This window comes from Novosphingobium sp. IK01, assembly GCF_033242265.1.
GTDB classification, from domain to species: domain Bacteria; phylum Pseudomonadota; class Alphaproteobacteria; order Sphingomonadales; family Sphingomonadaceae; genus Novosphingobium; species Novosphingobium pituita.
The window spans coordinates 2,644,642-2,660,648 of sequence record NZ_BTFW01000001.1 but is presented as its reverse complement, the minus strand read 5'-3'; the positions used below and the strand labels follow the sequence as shown (position 1 = coordinate 2,660,648).

At 67.2% G+C, this 16,007-nt stretch carries 14 protein-coding genes; 8 read left to right on the top strand and 6 right to left on the bottom strand.

Going from position 1 to position 16,007, the window contains the following annotated elements; genetic code table 11:
* The first annotated feature begins 232 nt into the window (after positions 1–232).
* The gene (gene clpS / locus SBI20_RS12225) at positions 233–577 is read left to right on the top strand and encodes an ATP-dependent Clp protease adapter ClpS (protein ID WP_317975283.1); all 345 of its coding nucleotides are present in this window, start codon (positions 233–235) and stop codon (positions 575–577) included.
* A gap of 45 nt (positions 578–622) precedes the next feature.
* Here the strand turns inward: clpS and SBI20_RS12220 are convergent, their stop codons facing one another.
* On the bottom strand, positions 623–1,054 hold the full coding sequence (locus tag SBI20_RS12220; RefSeq protein WP_317975282.1) for a hypothetical protein: 432 nt from the start codon (positions 1,052–1,054) through the stop codon (positions 623–625).
* A gap of 441 nt (positions 1,055–1,495) precedes the next feature.
* Between SBI20_RS12220 and lptF the strand changes: the two genes are divergently transcribed.
* Complete coding sequence (gene lptF / locus SBI20_RS12215) at positions 1,496–2,758, top strand: LPS export ABC transporter permease LptF (protein ID WP_317975281.1); 1,263 nt, start codon at positions 1,496–1,498, stop codon at positions 2,756–2,758.
* Entirely contained in the window at positions 2,748–3,848 is a 1,101-nt protein-coding gene (gene lptG / locus SBI20_RS12210) for an LPS export ABC transporter permease LptG (RefSeq protein ID WP_317975280.1), read from the top strand. The genes lptF and lptG overlap by 11 nt, the downstream gene beginning before the upstream one ends.
* Before the next feature lie 7 nt (positions 3,849–3,855).
* Here the strand turns inward: lptG and SBI20_RS12205 are convergent, their stop codons facing one another.
* Positions 3,856–5,676, bottom strand: coding sequence for a methyl-accepting chemotaxis protein (locus SBI20_RS12205; protein ID WP_317975279.1), 1,821 nt, complete (start codon positions 5,674–5,676; stop codon positions 3,856–3,858).
* Positions 5,677–5,844: 168 nt separating this feature from the next.
* Here SBI20_RS12205 and hisC point away from each other — a divergent pair, with 168 nt between their 5' ends.
* Both hisC and SBI20_RS12195 read left to right on the top strand, forming a co-directional pair.
* Positions 5,845–6,969 (top strand): histidinol-phosphate transaminase, encoded by a 1,125-nt coding sequence (hisC, locus tag SBI20_RS12200; protein WP_317975278.1) that lies wholly within the window; start codon positions 5,845–5,847, stop codon positions 6,967–6,969.
* Positions 6,966–7,904, top strand: coding sequence for a prephenate/arogenate dehydrogenase family protein (locus SBI20_RS12195; RefSeq protein WP_317975277.1), 939 nt, complete (start codon positions 6,966–6,968; stop codon positions 7,902–7,904). Before hisC ends, SBI20_RS12195 begins: the two co-directional genes overlap by 4 nt.
* Positions 7,905–7,984: 80 nt before the next feature.
* On the opposite strand, the gene SBI20_RS12190 is transcribed toward SBI20_RS12195, so the two are convergent.
* Positions 7,985–11,074 carry an autotransporter domain-containing protein gene (locus tag SBI20_RS12190; RefSeq protein ID WP_317975276.1) on the bottom strand — a complete coding sequence of 1,030 codons (3,090 nt, stop codon included), beginning with the start codon at positions 11,072–11,074 and terminating at the stop codon, positions 7,985–7,987.
* 352 nt (positions 11,075–11,426) lie between these two features.
* The gene (locus SBI20_RS12185) at positions 11,427–11,600 is read right to left on the bottom strand and encodes a hypothetical protein (protein ID WP_317975275.1); all 174 of its coding nucleotides are present in this window, start codon (positions 11,598–11,600) and stop codon (positions 11,427–11,429) included.
* On the opposite strand from SBI20_RS12185, the gene SBI20_RS12180 reads away from it, so the two are divergent.
* On the top strand, positions 11,592–12,197 hold the full coding sequence (locus SBI20_RS12180) for an RNA polymerase sigma factor (RefSeq protein ID WP_317975274.1): 606 nt from the start codon (positions 11,592–11,594) through the stop codon (positions 12,195–12,197). The two genes, SBI20_RS12185 and SBI20_RS12180, sit on opposite strands and share 9 nt — an antisense overlap.
* Positions 12,194–13,198 carry a hypothetical protein gene (locus tag SBI20_RS12175; RefSeq protein WP_317975273.1) on the top strand — a complete coding sequence of 335 codons (1,005 nt, stop codon included), beginning with the start codon at positions 12,194–12,196 and terminating at the stop codon, positions 13,196–13,198. The genes SBI20_RS12180 and SBI20_RS12175 overlap by 4 nt, the downstream gene beginning before the upstream one ends.
* Before the next feature lie 200 nt (positions 13,199–13,398).
* On the opposite strand, the gene SBI20_RS12170 is transcribed toward SBI20_RS12175, so the two are convergent.
* Entirely contained in the window at positions 13,399–14,466 is a 1,068-nt protein-coding gene (locus SBI20_RS12170) for a lysylphosphatidylglycerol synthase domain-containing protein (protein WP_317975272.1), read from the bottom strand.
* A gap of 12 nt (positions 14,467–14,478) precedes the next feature.
* Positions 14,479–15,237 carry an AcvB/VirJ family lysyl-phosphatidylglycerol hydrolase gene (locus tag SBI20_RS12165; RefSeq protein ID WP_317975271.1) on the bottom strand — a complete coding sequence of 253 codons (759 nt, stop codon included), beginning with the start codon at positions 15,235–15,237 and terminating at the stop codon, positions 14,479–14,481.
* 75 nt (positions 15,238–15,312) lie between these two features.
* On the opposite strand from SBI20_RS12165, the gene SBI20_RS12160 reads away from it, so the two are divergent.
* Complete coding sequence (locus tag SBI20_RS12160) at positions 15,313–15,999, top strand: response regulator transcription factor (protein WP_317975270.1); 687 nt, start codon at positions 15,313–15,315, stop codon at positions 15,997–15,999.
* Positions 16,000–16,007: the final 8 nt, after the last annotated feature.

The following is a 16,007-nucleotide window of genomic DNA, read 5'->3' as shown; positions in this document are numbered from 1 at the left end:
AACGGACCCTGCGTGCAGGGCATGGATCGCGCCTTGCCCCGAATCCCCTTGGCGCCACCTTGGTAAGGATCGCCACTGTGGGCGCGGTTTTTGAGGCAGCCTGCCCCCAGCCCCCTTGTCGTTCGGGGGGAGCGATGCGATATTGTGCGCTCCAATGACCCGTTCCGACCTCCCTCTGGCGTCCATCGCCCCCTGTTCGTGTGCAGTGTCCAGCTGCGGCGCATCGCTCTCGATGACGGGCCAGCCCGTGATGACGGGCGACGATGGCGATTCCCACGACGGCGATCATGTCGGCCTGGCTACCCGCACCCGTGCCCGCCCCAAAAAGCCGAGCATGTTCAAGGTGCTGATGCTCAATGACGACTATACCCCGATGGAATTCGTGGTGATGGTCCTCAAGCGCTTCTTCCACATGGATCTGGAACAGGCGACACGCGTGATGCTGCATGTCCACCAGCGCGGCGTCGGCGTATGCGGTATTTTCCCTTATGAAATCGCCGAGACCAAGGTGAACCAGGTGATGGATTTTGCCCGGCAGAATCAGCACCCGCTCCAGTGCACGCTCGAAAAGGCCTGATCACCGGCGCCTGACCGATCACCGGTTCAGGAATGCCCGTCCGAGTCAGTGCAAGCCCCGCTTCATGATGATGTCGCGGGCCAGCGCCCGGAACAGCGCCGCCAGCCAGGCCATCGCCAGCGATCTGGCCCCGCGCGAATGCGCCGCCGCGCCGCCCGGCAACGTCACATGGGCCGTGTAGGTTTCCTCAGCCAGGCGCTCCCCGCCATAGAGGGCATCGGGTGGCAGCAAGGCCAGAGCGGCGCTTTCATAAGCCCCCGAATCCGCCAGCAGGCCAACCCACAGGCTGCCCTCGTCGCCATTCATGGTCGAGGGCGCCAGCAAGGCTTCCCCCATCAGCCTGAGCGCCAGTTCGAAGCCGAAACGCTGTTCATCGGCCGCCAGTCGCTCGCATCGGTCAGCCAGCGCGATCAGATCGTCGGGGCGGGCATTGCCCCCCGTCAGACGGCCGCCCATCCACCACGATCCCGATGCCATGGAAAGCCCCCCCTTTTTCTTTCGCCGGTTCCGGTCCCATGACGCCACGTCAGCACACACCCGGCACGATGCCGGCGCATGGGACCTCAACGTCCGGGAAGCCTGCCCCCTTCCGGCCATTTTCTGGTCGACTGTCCTGTGAAACCGGGGCGAAACCTATGAGCATTCCACCGGACAGGCAATAACTTTGGGTATCGACCACCCCGGATGCGGCCAGGGCTGCCCACCGCAGCCCCCCTTCCCGCGACAGCCCGCCGCCCCGCTCCCCCCATCAGACGCGTTCCGCGCTTTTTCGCCTTTCGCATCGCGACGAAGCGGGCTAACCGACAAACGCGCCCATCCGGGTGCCGGACACCCGGCCGGTGACCGCCACACGCGAGCGCGGGACGCCACCGGCTTCCTGACTTCCGCCCCGACGTCCCCAAGGTGATGTTTCCGAACGTGAGATTCCTCAGCGCCATCGACAGGTACATCGCCCGCCTGGTGATCGTGCCCATGCTGGCCGTGTTCGTGCTGGCGGCCTCGCTGCTCGTGCTCGACAAGATGCTGCGCCTGTTCGATTTCGTGGCAACCGAAGGCGGGCCCGTGGCGGTCGTCTTCAAGATGCTGCTCAACCTGTTCCCCGAATATGCGAGCCTGGCGATCCCGCTCGGGCTGATGCTGGGCATCCTGTTCGCCTTCCGCAAGCTGGCGACCAGTTCGGAACTCGATGTGATGCGCGCGGTCGGGCTGTCCTATACCCGGCTGCTGCGCGTGCCCTACATGTTCACGATCGGGCTGGCGGCGGTCAACCTGCTGATTGTCGGCTATATCCAGCCGCTCAGCCGCTATTACTACGAAGAACTCCAGTACGAGCTGGGCTCGGGCGCGCTGGGGGCCTCGCTCAAGGTCGGCGAATTCAACGCGCTCAAGGATCGCACCGCGCTGCGCGTCGAGGCGAGCCGCGATGAAGGCCGCGACCTGCAAGGGATCTTCGCCCGCCTCGTCACGCCCGAGGGCGAGACGATGACCATCTCGGCGCGCGAAGGCCAGTTCTTCGCCAATCGCGAGAACCGCGACACGGTGATCCTGCGCCTGACCGACGGCCAGATCGTGCAGGACGGCCCCAAGCTGGCCAGCCCGCGCGTGCTCTCCTTCGCCACCCACGACCTGCCGATCGACCTGCCCAAGATCGCCCAGTTCCGCCAGCGCGGTGACAAGGACCGCGAATATATCCTGCCCGAACTGCTCCAGATCGGCTGGAACAAGGCCTATTCGCAGGACATCCGCAACAAGAGCAAGGCCAGCCTCAATTTCCGCCTCGTCGAGGTGGTGATGATGTTCCTGCTCCCGCTGCTGGCCGTGGCGCTGGCCGTGCCGCCCAAGCGGTCGAGCTCGGCACTGGGGGTCTTCCTGTCGATCGTGATGGTGGTCGCCTACCACAAGGTCAACGAATACGGGCAGGACGTGGCCAGCCTCGGGCGGCTCGACCCCGCGCTGGCGCTGTGGGGGCCCTTCGTGCTCTTTGCCGCGCTGATCGTGTGGATGTACTGGCGCCTTGCCTATGTCCCCGGCGGCCAGCCGATCGGTGCGCTCGAAACGGTCTTCTCCAAGATCGCCTCGCGCGTGCGCAAGCTCTTTGCCCGCCGCCATCCCCGCCACCACCCTCTTCCCGCCGGCCCCGAAGACCTGACCCCTGCCAAGGACGACACCGGTGCAGCTTGAATTCTTCCCGTCGCGCACGATGACGCTCTACATCGCGAAGATGTTCGCGGTGCGCGTGGTGGCGGTTCTGCTGATGCTGGTCATGGTCCTTCAGGCGCTCGACCTGCTGAGCGAGAGCGGCGACATTCTGGCCGTGCACGGCAATGGGCAGGCCCAGTTGCTCACTTATGTCGGCCTGCGCGCGCCCCAGCTGGTAGCGCGCTTCCTGCCCTATTCGGTGCTGCTGGCCACGATCATCACCCTGATCACGCTCAACCAGAACAGCGAAGTCATCGCGATGAAGGCCGCAGGCATCTCGGCGCACCAGATCCTGGCGCCGCTGTTCCTCGTCACGGCGGTGATCAGCGTGGGCAACTTTGCCTTCAACGAACGCATCGTGACCCGCTCGACCGCCACGCTCAAGGCCTGGCAGGACGCGCATTACGGCCCGATTCCCACCGATTCGACCGCGCGCAGCAATGTCTGGCTCCAGGATGGTGCCAACATCCTCTACGCCCGCCTCGTCAGCGGCGAGGGCAAGGCCATGGTGATGACCGATGTCACCTGGCACCGGCGCGACCCCACCGGCATGGTCACCGAGATCGTCACCGCCAAAAGCGCCACTTATGCCAACCCCGGCTGGCGCTTCGACCATCCGCTGACGTTCGACGTCCAGAGCGCGCGGCGTACCGCGGTCAAGGGCGATGCGGTCTATGCCCAAGGGGTGACCCCGACCCAGGTCGAAATCCGCAAGGCCGATGCCGACGCGGAATCGATCACCCGCCTGTCCCGCTCCATCGCGGCCATCCATGCCGCCGGACACAGCACCAACGAGCTGGAAAGCCGCTGGTGGCACAAGATTTCCGGCCCGCTCTCGGCCCTGCTGATGCCTTTGCTGGGCGCGGTGGCGGCCTTTGGCCTTGCACGGTCGGGCCAGCTCTTCATGCGCGCGGTGATCGGCATGGCGCTGGGCTTTGCCTATTTCGTGCTCGACAATGCCGCCCTCGCGATGGGCAGCTTCGGGGGCTATCCGCCGCTGATCGCGGCCTGGGCGCCTTTCGTGCTGTTCCTGCTGATCGGCGAAACGGTCCTGATCCGCACCGAAGAATAAGCGCCCCTCACCCTGTCGCCACGAGCCGGGGCTCGGCCTCGACGATCTGGCGTGCCCCGCGGCCGCTCTCGGTCATCGAATCGCGGCGCAGGGCGCCTGCATGGAACGTGTAGGCCGGGCGATTGCTGACATCGCGGGTGCGGAAGGTCGAAACCAGCGAGGCCAGCGCCTCGGCCTCGGTCGCGAGGCCCCGCGTGGCCGCCGAGGATTGCTCGACCATCGCCGCGTTCTGCTGGGTCATGCGGTCCATGTCGCCCACGGCCTTGTTCACCTCGGTCAGGTTCTCGGCCTGGCTGTGGGCCGCCTCGGCGATGACACCCACGAGGCCGCCGATCTCGCCCACGCGGGCGACCAGACCGCCCAGCCGCTCGCCGGTTTCCCCCACGAGGTGGACCCCCTGGCTCACCTGCCCGGCGCTTTCCTCGATCAGTTCCTTGATGTCGCGCGCGGCGTCGGCGCTGCGCTGGGCCAGCGCGCGCACTTCGGCGGCCACCACCGCAAAACCGCGCCCGGCCTCGCCCGCCCGCGCCGCCTCAACCCCGGCGTTGAGCGCCAGAAGGTTGGTCTGGAAGGCGATCCCGTCGATCACGCTGATGATCTGGCCGATGCGGGCCGCCGAAGCCTCGATTCCCGCCATCGCGGCCACCGCGCGGGTCACCACTTCGCCGCCCGCCGCCGCTTCCTGCTGGGCCGCGCCCACGGCGGCCTGCACGCTGGCTGCGCGCCGGGCGGTCTCGCCCACGCTGCCGGTCACCCGGTCGAGCGCCCCAGCGGTAACCGCAAGGCTTCCGGCCTGACGCTCGTTGCGCTCGGCCAGATCCTCGGAAGCCGAACGGATCTCGACAATGGCCCGCGCCACCCGATTGGCCCCCACGCGCACCGCCCGCAGCGCCTCGGCCATGGCCGAAGCCGCCGTGTTGTAGTTGGTGCGCAATCCGTCGAAGCCATCGGGGAAAGGTTCGTCGATCCGCTGTTCGAGATCCTTGGCCGCCATGACTTCGAGGCCGGAGGACAGCGCCTCGACCACCTGGGCCTGAACCTTGCGATCATCCTCGCGCGCGCGCGCGGCATCGCGGAACACTTCCGTCGCGCGGACGATCTGGCCGATCTCGTCCTGCCGCGTGGCCCCTTCGAGCCATATGCCATAATTGCCATCGGCCATGGTGGTAAGGCCCTGTGCGGTCTTGACCAGCGGCTCGACCACCCGGCGGCGCAACTGGCGCCCGGTAAAGACGATCATCGCGAAAGTGGCCAGAGCCAGCCCGGCGACCAGCACCAGCGAGACCACCACCGTGCGCTGGCCATTGGTGAGCAGGGCCGTGCGATGGCTGTTGGACAGCGCCACGAGTTCATCCACGCGCTGATGCTGGCGTTCGTAGGCGCGGGCCAGGTCGCCATCATGGATGCGCCGCAGCGCCTCCATGTCGCCCCGGCGCAGCGCGGGAAGATAGGCCTTGTCGACGATGGCCCAGAAATCGACTTCCGCCGCCAGCGTGGCATCGAGCACCGGGCGCATTTCTTCGGACACGGGCGCGGTCCGCCAATAGGCCTGACGGGCCAGGAAGGCCGTGTGCTCCTCCTGCAAGGCGCGCACCGCCGGCGCCGCCCGCGCCGGCGCGGTGAGGATCAGCGTCGTGCGCAAGTAAGGCTCCACCACGAAGCAGGGCGGCGGGAGAATATCGGCCAGCAATTCGTCCTGAAGCAGGCTGGCCCGATGCATCGGGCCACCATAGCGGATCTGGGCCATCACGAAGGCGGCGATCATCATGGCCAGCACGGCCAGGGAAATCACCAGCCAAACGGCGCGCCGGGTCTGCACACTGATCATCGAAAGCCCTTCATTCCCTCAGGTTTCAGTCGCGTCATCGCCATGGTGGTATGGTAAATGCGCTTAACGAGGGGACCGACCGGGCTTGAGGGGAATTGCGGAGCCCGGCTCCTTCCGCGCCAAGCTGTGCCTTGAAATGCGCACCCCATGGCGTAAAGCCGGGCGATCATGACCGACACCCCCGCCCCTGCCGCCCCCCTTCGCCCGCAGCCCAAGGACTGGATCAAGGCCATCCATGCCTATGTGCCGGGCAAGTCGACCGGGCTCGACGGCAAGCCGCTGACCAAGCTCTCGGCCAACGAGAACCCGCTGGGTACCAGCGAGAAGGCCCGCGCCGCGCGCGCCGGTGTGGTCAATACCGCGCTCTATCCCGATCCCGACAGCAAGGACTTGCGCGCCGCACTCGGAGCCCTCCACGGGATCGATCCGGCGCGGATCGTCATGGGCACCGGCTCGGACGAACTGCTCCACATCGCAGCGCAGGCCTATGCCGGAGTCGGCGACGAAGTGCTGTTCGTGCGCTATGGCTTCTCGGTCTATCCGATTGCCGCGCGCCGCTGCGGGGCAACCCCGGTCGAGGCCGCCGATCTGGACTATGGCACCAATGTCGACGCACTGCTCGCCGCGGTGACCGAGCGGACCCGCGTGGTCTTCCTCGCCAATCCCAACAACCCGACCGGCAGCTACATCGGCAAGGCCGAACTGGCCCGCCTCCACGCCGCGCTGCGCCCCGACATCCTGCTCGTGCTCGACCAGGCCTATGCCGAATATGTCGCGCCCGAGGACGACGATGGCGCGCTGGCGCTCTCGCAGAGCGCGCCCAACGTGCTGGTCACGCGCACGTTCTCCAAGATCTACGGTCTGGCGGGCGAGCGGATCGGCTGGGGCACCGGCGACGAAGCCGTGGTCGACATGCTCAACCGCATTCGCGGGCCGTTCAATGTCTCGCTGACCGGGCAGGCGATGGGGCTGGCCGCCGTCCATGATCAGGACTTCGTGCGCGCTTCGGCGGCGCACAACCGGGCCGAGCGCGCGCGCTTCGTCGCCGCGATCGACGCGCTGGGCAACCACGGGCTGCGCCCGCTGCCCAGCCAGGCCAATTTCGTGCTGATCGAGTTTTCGGGCAAGCTGACCGCACAGGCCGCCTACGAAGGGCTGATGGACGTGGGCTACATCACCCGCTGGCTGCCAGGGCAAGGCCTGCCCCAGTGCCTGCGCATCACCATCGGCACCGCCACCCAGATGAACGAGATCGCCGCCGCGCTGCGCGCCATGGCGCAAGCCGCGCAATGACCCTGGCGGCAACGGCTCCGGCGCCATTTGCAAAAGTCTCGGTCATCGGCCTTGGGCTGCTGGGCGGGTCGGTGGCGCGCGCGGTCAGGGCGCGGATGCCCGGTGTCCATGTCACCGGCTATGACGCCAGCGCCGACGTGCGCGCCCGCGCCGCGCAGATCGATCTGGCCGACACCATCGCCCAGACCCCGCGCGAGGCCGTCGCGGAGGCCGGCCTCGTCATCTTCTGCGTGCCGGTCGGGGCCATGGGGGCCGCCGCCGCCACGCTGGCGCCCTATCTTCCCGCCGATTGCGTGATCAGCGACGTGGGGTCGAGCAAGGCCAGCGTGCTCAAGGCGCTGGGCGAGGCGCTGCCCGGCCATGCCCTTGTTCCCGCCCATCCGGTCGCGGGCACCGAGCAGAGCGGGCCTGACGCGGGCTTTGCCACGCTGTTCGTGGGCCGCTGGTGCATCCTGACCCCGCCCGAAGGCACTCCGCACGAGGCGGTCGCGCGTGTCAGCGCGTTCTGGGAAGGGCTCGGCGCCAAAGTCGAGATGATGGAAGCGGCCCATCACGACCTCGTGCTGGCGGTGACCAGCCACCTGCCCCACCTCATCGCCTATACCATCGTGGGCACCGCTTCGGACCTTGAAGAAGTGACCCAGAGCGAGGTGATCAAGTATTCGGCCGGGGGCTTCCGCGATTTCACCCGTATCGCCGCCTCCGACCCGACGATGTGGCGCGACGTGTTCCTCAACAACCGCGACGCCGTGCTCGCCATGCTGCAAGTCTTCACCGAAGACCTGACCGAACTGCAAAAGGCGATCCGCAAGGGCGATGGCGAGGCCCTGTTCGACCATTTCACCCGCACCCGCGCAATCCGCCGCTCGATCATCCAGATGGGCCAGGACGATGCCCGCCCCGACTTCGGGCGCAGCGACCACAAACCGGCCTGAAAGCACGGCTCCGGCAACACAAAAAAAGGGGCGGCAACCGCTGTGGTTGCCGCCCCTTCTTGTGTTGCGCGCCGGGTCTGTCAGAGCGCGATGCTGATCGAGGCGCGCAGGCTGTAGGCCAGTCCCCCGTTCTGCGGCTTTTCGGCGCCGGCCGAGATCTTCCAGGTATAGTCGAGACCACCCTGGAGGATGCCGACCGAGCCGACCCAGGCCGACTGGAGGTTCTGCGGGGTGAGCGTGAAGGACGACCCCGAGCCGAAGGTGGCCGTGGTCGAGCCCAGATCGCCCGCGACATGGTTGCGGCGACCGAAATCGGCTTCGAGGGTGAACGGGCGGCCTTCGTAGCTGCTGGCCCCCCCGCTCCACGAGAAGCCGAGGGTCGTGGTCGCATTGACCGCCGTGCTCTTGCGCCCGTCGACGAGCAGGATGATCGCGTCGGTACCGGTTTCCTGGTAGCCGTTTTCCTTCAGGCGATAGGCGTCGATGCTGACCTTGGGGCGAACCTTGAAAGTCTCGCTCAGCGGCATCTCGTAGGACAGGCCACCGCTGGCCGCCAGCATGTTGCCCTTCCAGTTGCCCGTGGCCGAGTAGCTGATCGCGGTGCTGTCGACCGCACCGGTGAAGGTGCGCGTGATGCGGTAGCTCGAACGGCCATAGCCGACCCGCGCGAACGTGTAGAGCCGACCGAAGGCCTTGCGCCAGAAGGCGTTGAATTCGATGTTGCTGACATGCATCGACTGGTCGTTGTTGTTTTTGACGTTACCCGTCGTCCAGTCGAAGTACACACCGACATTGCCGATCGCGGTCGTCCGTTCGAGGCCGAGCGTCACGCCGCCGCCGGTCAGGCTGTAGCCGATCGAATCGGTGTCGTGCTTGGTGGCATGGAACACCATCGGTTCGAGCCAGACACCGGTGTTGCTGATCGTGAACAGCGAGGAATCGTCGCTGATGTGCTGGGCGGCCTGACGCGACCCGCGCGTCACGAAGTCGAACCCGCCACCGGCATAGTCGGGCAGGAGCCCGTTGAACTGGCTTTGCAGTTCGCTGGTGGTGGTCATCTGGAGCAGGCTGCCCTGAAGGTCGGTGTAGTTGGCCGCATTGGCGATGATCGCATCATAGGCCGCCGCCTGGGGCGAAGTCAGGCCGAGCTGGGCCGCCGTCTTGCGGGCGATGTTCACATAGACGTCGTTGCCATCGGCGGTGATCGTGCCGTTGAACAGGATCGGCAGCGTGAGCGTCTGGCTGGTCACGTTGCTCGCGCCGGTCAGCGTCCCGGCCGAGAGCACGTTGTAGTTGCCTTCGGCCTTGGTGAACGAGGAAATCGTCACGCCGATCTTCGAGCCGCTGTTGAAGGTCGCGGCATCGGTCGTCAGGTGCGAGGCCGTGCCGGTGGTGCCATTGATGTAGACGCCCAGCGAACCGCCCGAATTGACCGTCAGGCTGTGAACCGTCGTGGACACCGCGCTGGTCGCGTTGAAGGCACCGCCATTGACCACCACGCCCAGTTGCGAGCCGCCCGCGATGGTGCCGCGGAAAATCGCACTGTCGTTGATCGTGAGCGTGCCGACCTGATCGTTGTACTGTGCCTGCCCGGTGAAGCGCGAATTGCCGCCCATCGTGAGCGAGCCCGACCCCGTGCCGAAATCGACATTGCCGATCCACTTGGCATCGTCAGCAAGGATCACGGCGTTGTTGCCCGCGCCCAGATAGGCGTTGCCGGTCACCTTGCCCGACTGGATGTTGATCGTGTCGTTGCCGCTGCCGGTGTAGATGTCGCCGGTGATGCCGGTATAGACCGTGGCGGTTTCGACATTGTAGGTCGAGCTGGCCTTGTCGGTGGCCTGATTGGTGGCATTGGCCGAGGTGAGCGACTGGTTGATCGTCACGCCCGTGGTGTTGGCCGAGACGTCGATCGCCGCGACGGTGCCGGTCGAGGCGCCGCTGACCGTAATATAGCCGGTGTTGTTGATCGTGGTGAGCGAGCCTGAAAGGTCGCGGATGCCATAGAGGTTGCCGTTGGAAACCTCGCTCGACGTGGCGCGGATCGTGCCCTGGTTATAGAGCGAGGTCGCCGTGACACCCTGGTTGATCAGGATGGCGGTAGCGTCCGAATTGACCGTGGTGGCCGTGACTGTGCCCGAGACACCGATCCCGTTGCTCAGCGCAACGGTGCCGCCCTGCCCGCCCAGAACGACCCCGCGGGCATTGAGCCCGCTGTAATAGGCCGTGGCCCCCACGGTGCCGTCGATTGCCACCGAATAGGTGCCGGTCGTCGCCACGACCGGGCCGATGGTCGTCGCGCCGGTGCCGCCCACGAGCAGCGCGGGGCTGGTGCCATAGGACTGGATCGAGCCGGTCGTCTGGGTGACGTTGTTGGTGCTCGAAGCGATCGTCACGATCACCCCGCCTGCCACATTGCCCGAAATCTGGGCCGCGGCGGCCCCGGTGCTGATCGCGGTGGGCGAGAGAACCTGGGTCGTGGCATCATCGGCGGTATAGCTGACCGCCTGGCTGAGCGCGCCGTTGATCGTCACCGCGCCCGAGACATTGCCGTTGACGACGAGCGCCTGCGCGCCCGAACCGGTCACCGCGACCGTGCCGCCGATGGTCAGGCTGCCGGTCACGTTGCCGGTCTTCACGCCGACCGAATTGTCGCCCTTGACGGTGATCGTGCCGGTGTTGGTGATCGAGCCGGTAAGGTCGGAATCGGCCACGATGCCGCCCGAAGTATTGCCTTCGAGCGTGATCGTGCCCGAATTGGTGATCGTGGCCGCCGTGGTGCCGCCCGAAAGCAGATGGATGCCATAGCGGTTGGACAGTTGCGAAACCGACCCGCTGACCACCGTGCTGTTGCCCAGCGTTGCGGGGGTATAGTCTTCGGGAACCGAGATCGTGCCCCCGTTCGTGATCGTGGTGGTCACGCCCGGATTGACGACGATAGCGGCATTCCCGCTCACGCCGCCCATGGTGAGCGTCCCGGCCGAGCTGAGCGTCACGTTGCTGGAGGAATCGACGGTAACGGCCGTGCCGCTGTTGACGCGGATCGAGCCGGTATCGGAAACCGTGACATTGCCCGCCGAAGAGGTCAGCAGGGGCGTCAGGGTGCTGCCGCTGACCGTGGTATCGGCCAGGGCCGGGGTTGCCCCAACGAAAGCGGCTGCGGCCAACATACTGGCCGGAAAGGCAATGGGCGCGACGGAAGAAAGAAAATGAAATTTCTTGGGGCGCTGCATGGGCTCTCGTTTCATGGGAAGGGCTCGCCGCACAGGCGGGCCAGTGGCATCGTCCCCCAATTCATATCGGTGACATCGGGGCTTTACCAGTGTCTGAAATGTCGCGGGATGACCTTGCTTCTGATACCAATGCCCGAAATGTTATGAAAAATTCGGAGATTGTAAATTCGCCGTTCAGATACCGGAGCCCACCTGAAAAGCGGGACAAGGGAATGGACGGAGCAACCATCGTGCGCGACGGATGGACCGCATGACCTTTTGCGGCGACTGGCAGGGAACTGCCCTTTCTTCAGGCAGCGATGCCCCTGGCCCGGACGGTGATCCCGACACCGATGATCCCGACATGCAAGTCCGGGAGCAGCAGGATCATGCCCCAGCCTCCCGGAGCCCAGCCCGAAACCCTGCCCGCGCCCCCACCCGCCACCGGCACCCGCCCGCCGACGATGCCACCCTCATGCGCCATGTCGCCGACGGGTGCGACGCCAGCTTTGCCGCCCTGGTCGAGCGCCACGCCGCCGCGCTCTATCGGGTCGCTGCGCGCATGCTGGGCGATGCCCACGAAGCCCAGGACGTGGTGCAGGACTGCTTTGCCCGCCTGTGGCAGCATGCCCCGCGCTGGACGCCCACCGGGGCCGGGCTGGTCGGCTGGCTGCACCGCGTGACGATGAACCTGTGCTTCGACCGCAAGCGCCGCCTGCGTGTCGTGGTGACCGACGACCTGCCCGAGACCATCGATACCGCGCCACTGGCCGACCGTGTGATCGAAACGCGACAGGCGCGCGAGGAAGTGGCCCGCGCCCTGGCCGACCTGCCCGAACGCTATAGAGCCGCGCTCGTCCTGTGCTATTACGAGGACTTGTCCAATGCACTTGCAGCCCAGGTGCTTGATCTCAATATCAAGGCGATGGAATCGCTGTTGTTCAGGGCGAGACGGCAGATGCGGGAATTGCTTGAGGCACGGGGCATCAATGCAGGCGATGTCGCCTTCTGCGGCGCTCAGGCCATGACCGGCGCTTCTCCCCGTTCCGGCGCTTCCCCGTTCAGGGATGGCCGCCCGTGAGCAACCCGCTGCATTCCCCCGGCCCGCAGGCATCCCCCCGGCTGACCGATACCGGATGGCGGGACGCCGGGTGGCAGGATGAGGCCACGCTCGACCGGATGCTCGCCCTGCACGAGACCCCGGCGCTGCCGCCCGGCCTCGTCGCGCGGATCGTGCGCGAGGTTCCCCGGCAGCCACAGGCGCCCGCCGCCCCTCCTGCCCCCCCTCAGGACCGCGCCGCCTGTTCTGCCCGCCATGCCCCGGTCATGGCCTCCCCGCTCCACCTCGTCAGCAGGCATCCGCGCGAAAGCATCCGCCCGGACTTTCGCGCGATGGACGCCGCCACGCAGGCCGCCCCCCGCAACGGACGCCTGAGCCGGATGATCCGCCGCCGCCCGAGGCTGGGTGCAACCGCGGCGGGGCTGACCGCAGCCGGGCTGGCGGGCCTTGGCCTCTTCACGCTGGCCATAAACACCACGTCCGGCCCGGCAGTGCCCGTCGGCACCGCGCAAAGCGCGCCTCTGGCCCTCACCCCGGCAGCAAACCCGGATACCATCGCAGGCCAGACCGCCAGCGCAGGACTTCCCCCCGCCGGACAAAACGCCATGCAGGGCGCCATTCAGGGCGCCGGTCCGGGTACGGCACTGGCCTCGCGCGCCCAGACCGTGGCACGCCCCACGCTCGCCCCGCCGGCGGCCGTTCAGGCCCCCGCGCTCGACGACGATGATCCCAATCCTTCGCTCACCCCGGTCGAGCCCGATACCCACATGCTCGCCGCCGAATCCCCCGATCCCGGCTCCCAGCGTGCGGAGGGGGCCAATGGCGCGATGAGCCCGACACTGGGCGCATCGCATGGCGCGATGGGCCCGTTCATGCCGCAAGGCTATGGTTTTGGCGGCGCCATCGGCGGCGGACCGCAAAGCACGCTGGGTGGCGGCCTCAACGGAAGGGGCGGCAACGGAATGGGGGGCATGGGGTCTGGGGGCCCCGGCGGCGCGGGCGGTCCTCCGCCGCTCCCCTGAGAGCCCGACCCAAAAGTCGGTCGGCGGAGGTTTGGCGAGGGATTTTGGGTCACCACAAGGAGGCTGAGAGCCCAGCGATGCTGGAAGCATCGTGGCGAACAGCCGACGCCGTGGTGGCGCAAAAGACACGCCAAACCGACCCGAAGGACTTTTGGGTCGGGCTCTGAGACAGAACAGAAAGGTTGGGCGCGCGTGTCCGTTCAGCTCGCAGCCGGGCCTGTCGCACCGTGGCGCCGGGCGCGGCGCGCACGCCAGCGCACCCAGAAGTGGCGCCCCTCGATCATCAGATTGATCCCCACCGCCACCACCAGCGGCAGCATGTAATAGATGATGCGATAGCCCAGCAGCGCCGCCAGCGTGGCCGCCCCGGTCTGCCCGTTGGCAGCGCCATGGGCATATTCGGGCAAGGCGGCCAGCAGGACCGCCTCGAACACCCCCAGCCCGCCCGGAACATGGGTCACCAGCCCGGCGGTCATCCCCATGGCATAAGCCAGAATGAACGCGGCAAAGTGCCAGCCTTGCGGATGGGGCAGCAGGACATAGAGCGCCGCCGCCGCCGCCGAAAGTTCGAGCGTCGAGACCCCGACCAGCGCCAGCACCGCGCCCGGATGGGGCAAGGTGATCGCCTGCCGCATCCGCGCCAGCCAGCCAGAGCGCGCCCACTCGGGCGTGAACCGCCCCGAGAAGAACCGCGCCGCCACGGCCCCGCCGGGCACCAGCACCAGCACGGCGAGCGCCACCAGCCGCGCCGGGCCAGCCGGCAGGGTATGCCCGCCCAGCGTGACCGGAGCCGGATTGACCAGCAGGGCCAGACTTGCCGCCGTGACCAGCCCCACCCAGAAGGCAATGCCCGCGATCACCACGACCCGCGCCACCTTGGCCGCCGAAACCCCGGCCTGCCCATAGATCCGCAACCGCGCCGACCCGCCGGTGACAGCCCCGAACCCGAGCGTATGCGAAAGGGTGTAGCTGGTGAACGAGGCGCGCATCATCGTGCCCAGCGGCACGTCGCTCTCGACCATGCGCAAGGCCAGCCGGTCGTAGAACGTGAGCAGGAGATAGCTGCACACGGTCAACCCCAGCGCCGCCAGAAGATGGCCGGGCGGCAAGGCCCTGAGCGCGGCCATCGCCTGTTGCGGGGTCAGTTCATGAACCAGCGGCCGCAGCGCCCGCCAGGCCAGCGTGCTCATCACCCCGGCCAGCACCAGCATGGCCAGCGTTCGCCAGAAACGGCTGCCCAGGGCGCCAAGTCGCGAGAAAATTTTCAAGGATGCAACCGATCAATGCATGGGCGCGGGCGGAAAGAGCGCCGCCTGCGTAGCCTGCTGCGCCCATGCCCGATAATGCCTTAACAGCAAATGGCCATCATCGATCCCGATCCGCCGTGCGCCGGCCAGTTCGGGGGCCGGACACAGGCTGCCCCGGTCGCCCAGACCGAACACGCATGTCACCGGCAGGCCATGGAGCATCCGCACCGTCCGGCGCGGATCGCTGTCGGGCCCGCTCACATGAAGCAGGCCAATCGGATCGGCATGGAAATAGACCGCCCGCCCGGGCTCCAGCAGCACCACCGAGGCGATCCGCGCGCGCAAGTTGGCCGGAACCGCGCCCAGCCCGGTGTCGAGCACATCGGCGCCGAAGGCCGAGCCCACCAGCACCACCCGCGCCGCCCCGCTGCGCAGCAGGGCCAGGCGCATCGCCCGCGCGACGAGGGCATCGACAAAGACCCGGTCGCGCCCGAACCGGAACAGCGAGGGAGAATTGACCGCAACCACCGGCACCCCGTGCGCCTGCAAGGCGGCGATCACCCCTTCGCCCGGTCCGGTCGCGCCGCCCATGGCATCGGAGAAATAGACCGCGACCAGATCGCCCCGCGCCCCGCCGGGTGGCGCCTGATAAACCATGGCCGTGCGGTCGAAATAGCCGCCCACCGCGCCCAGCCCCACTGCCCCCAGCACAGCCGCCGTCATCGCCGTCCCGAGCATGGTCAGGACAGCGGACAGGGCAAACAGCTTGCGAGCGATACCGCCAATAGCCATGATGGCCCGAGCATGATGCCCGCCCCCTGTCGCAAGGGTGAGGGCCAGATTAACTTGCTGTCATGGACGGGGCTTGTGGCCGGACGCATACTATTGGTTGAAGATGATCCCCAGATCGGGGACTATATCGCACGCGGCTTTGCCGAAGAGGGGTTTACCGTCGACCGTGCGGCCAATGGCCGTGATGGACTGTTTCTGGCCACCGACAGCCAGTTCGATGTCGTCGTGCTCGATCGCATGTTGCCCGGCATGGATGGACTTTCCGTTCTCAAGGCGCTTCGGGCTGCCGACGTGGAAACTCCGGTTCTCGTCCTTTCGGCACTGGGCAGCACCGACGACCGCGTGGCCGGGCTGACCGCCGGGGCCGACGACTATCTGGGCAAGCCGTTCTCGTTCGCCGAACTGCTGGCGCGGGTCCAGGCCCTGATGCGGCGCGGCAATGGACGGCAGAAGGCACAGGACACCGTGCTGCGCTGCGCCGATCTCGAACTCGACCGACTCACCCGTCTGGTCCGGCGTGGCGCGCGCAAGATCACGCTCCAGCCGCGCGAATTCCGCCTGCTCGAATACATGCTGCTCCACCAGGGCGAGGTCGTCACCCGCACGATGCTGCTCGAAGCGGTGTGGGACTATCACTTCGACCCCGGCACCAATGTGATCGATGTCCACATCAGCCGCCTGCGCCGCAAGATCGACGATGGCGAGGAACGCGCGCTGTTCCACACCGTGCGCGGCGCGGGCTATCGCATGGCTGCCGACTGATCCGTGCG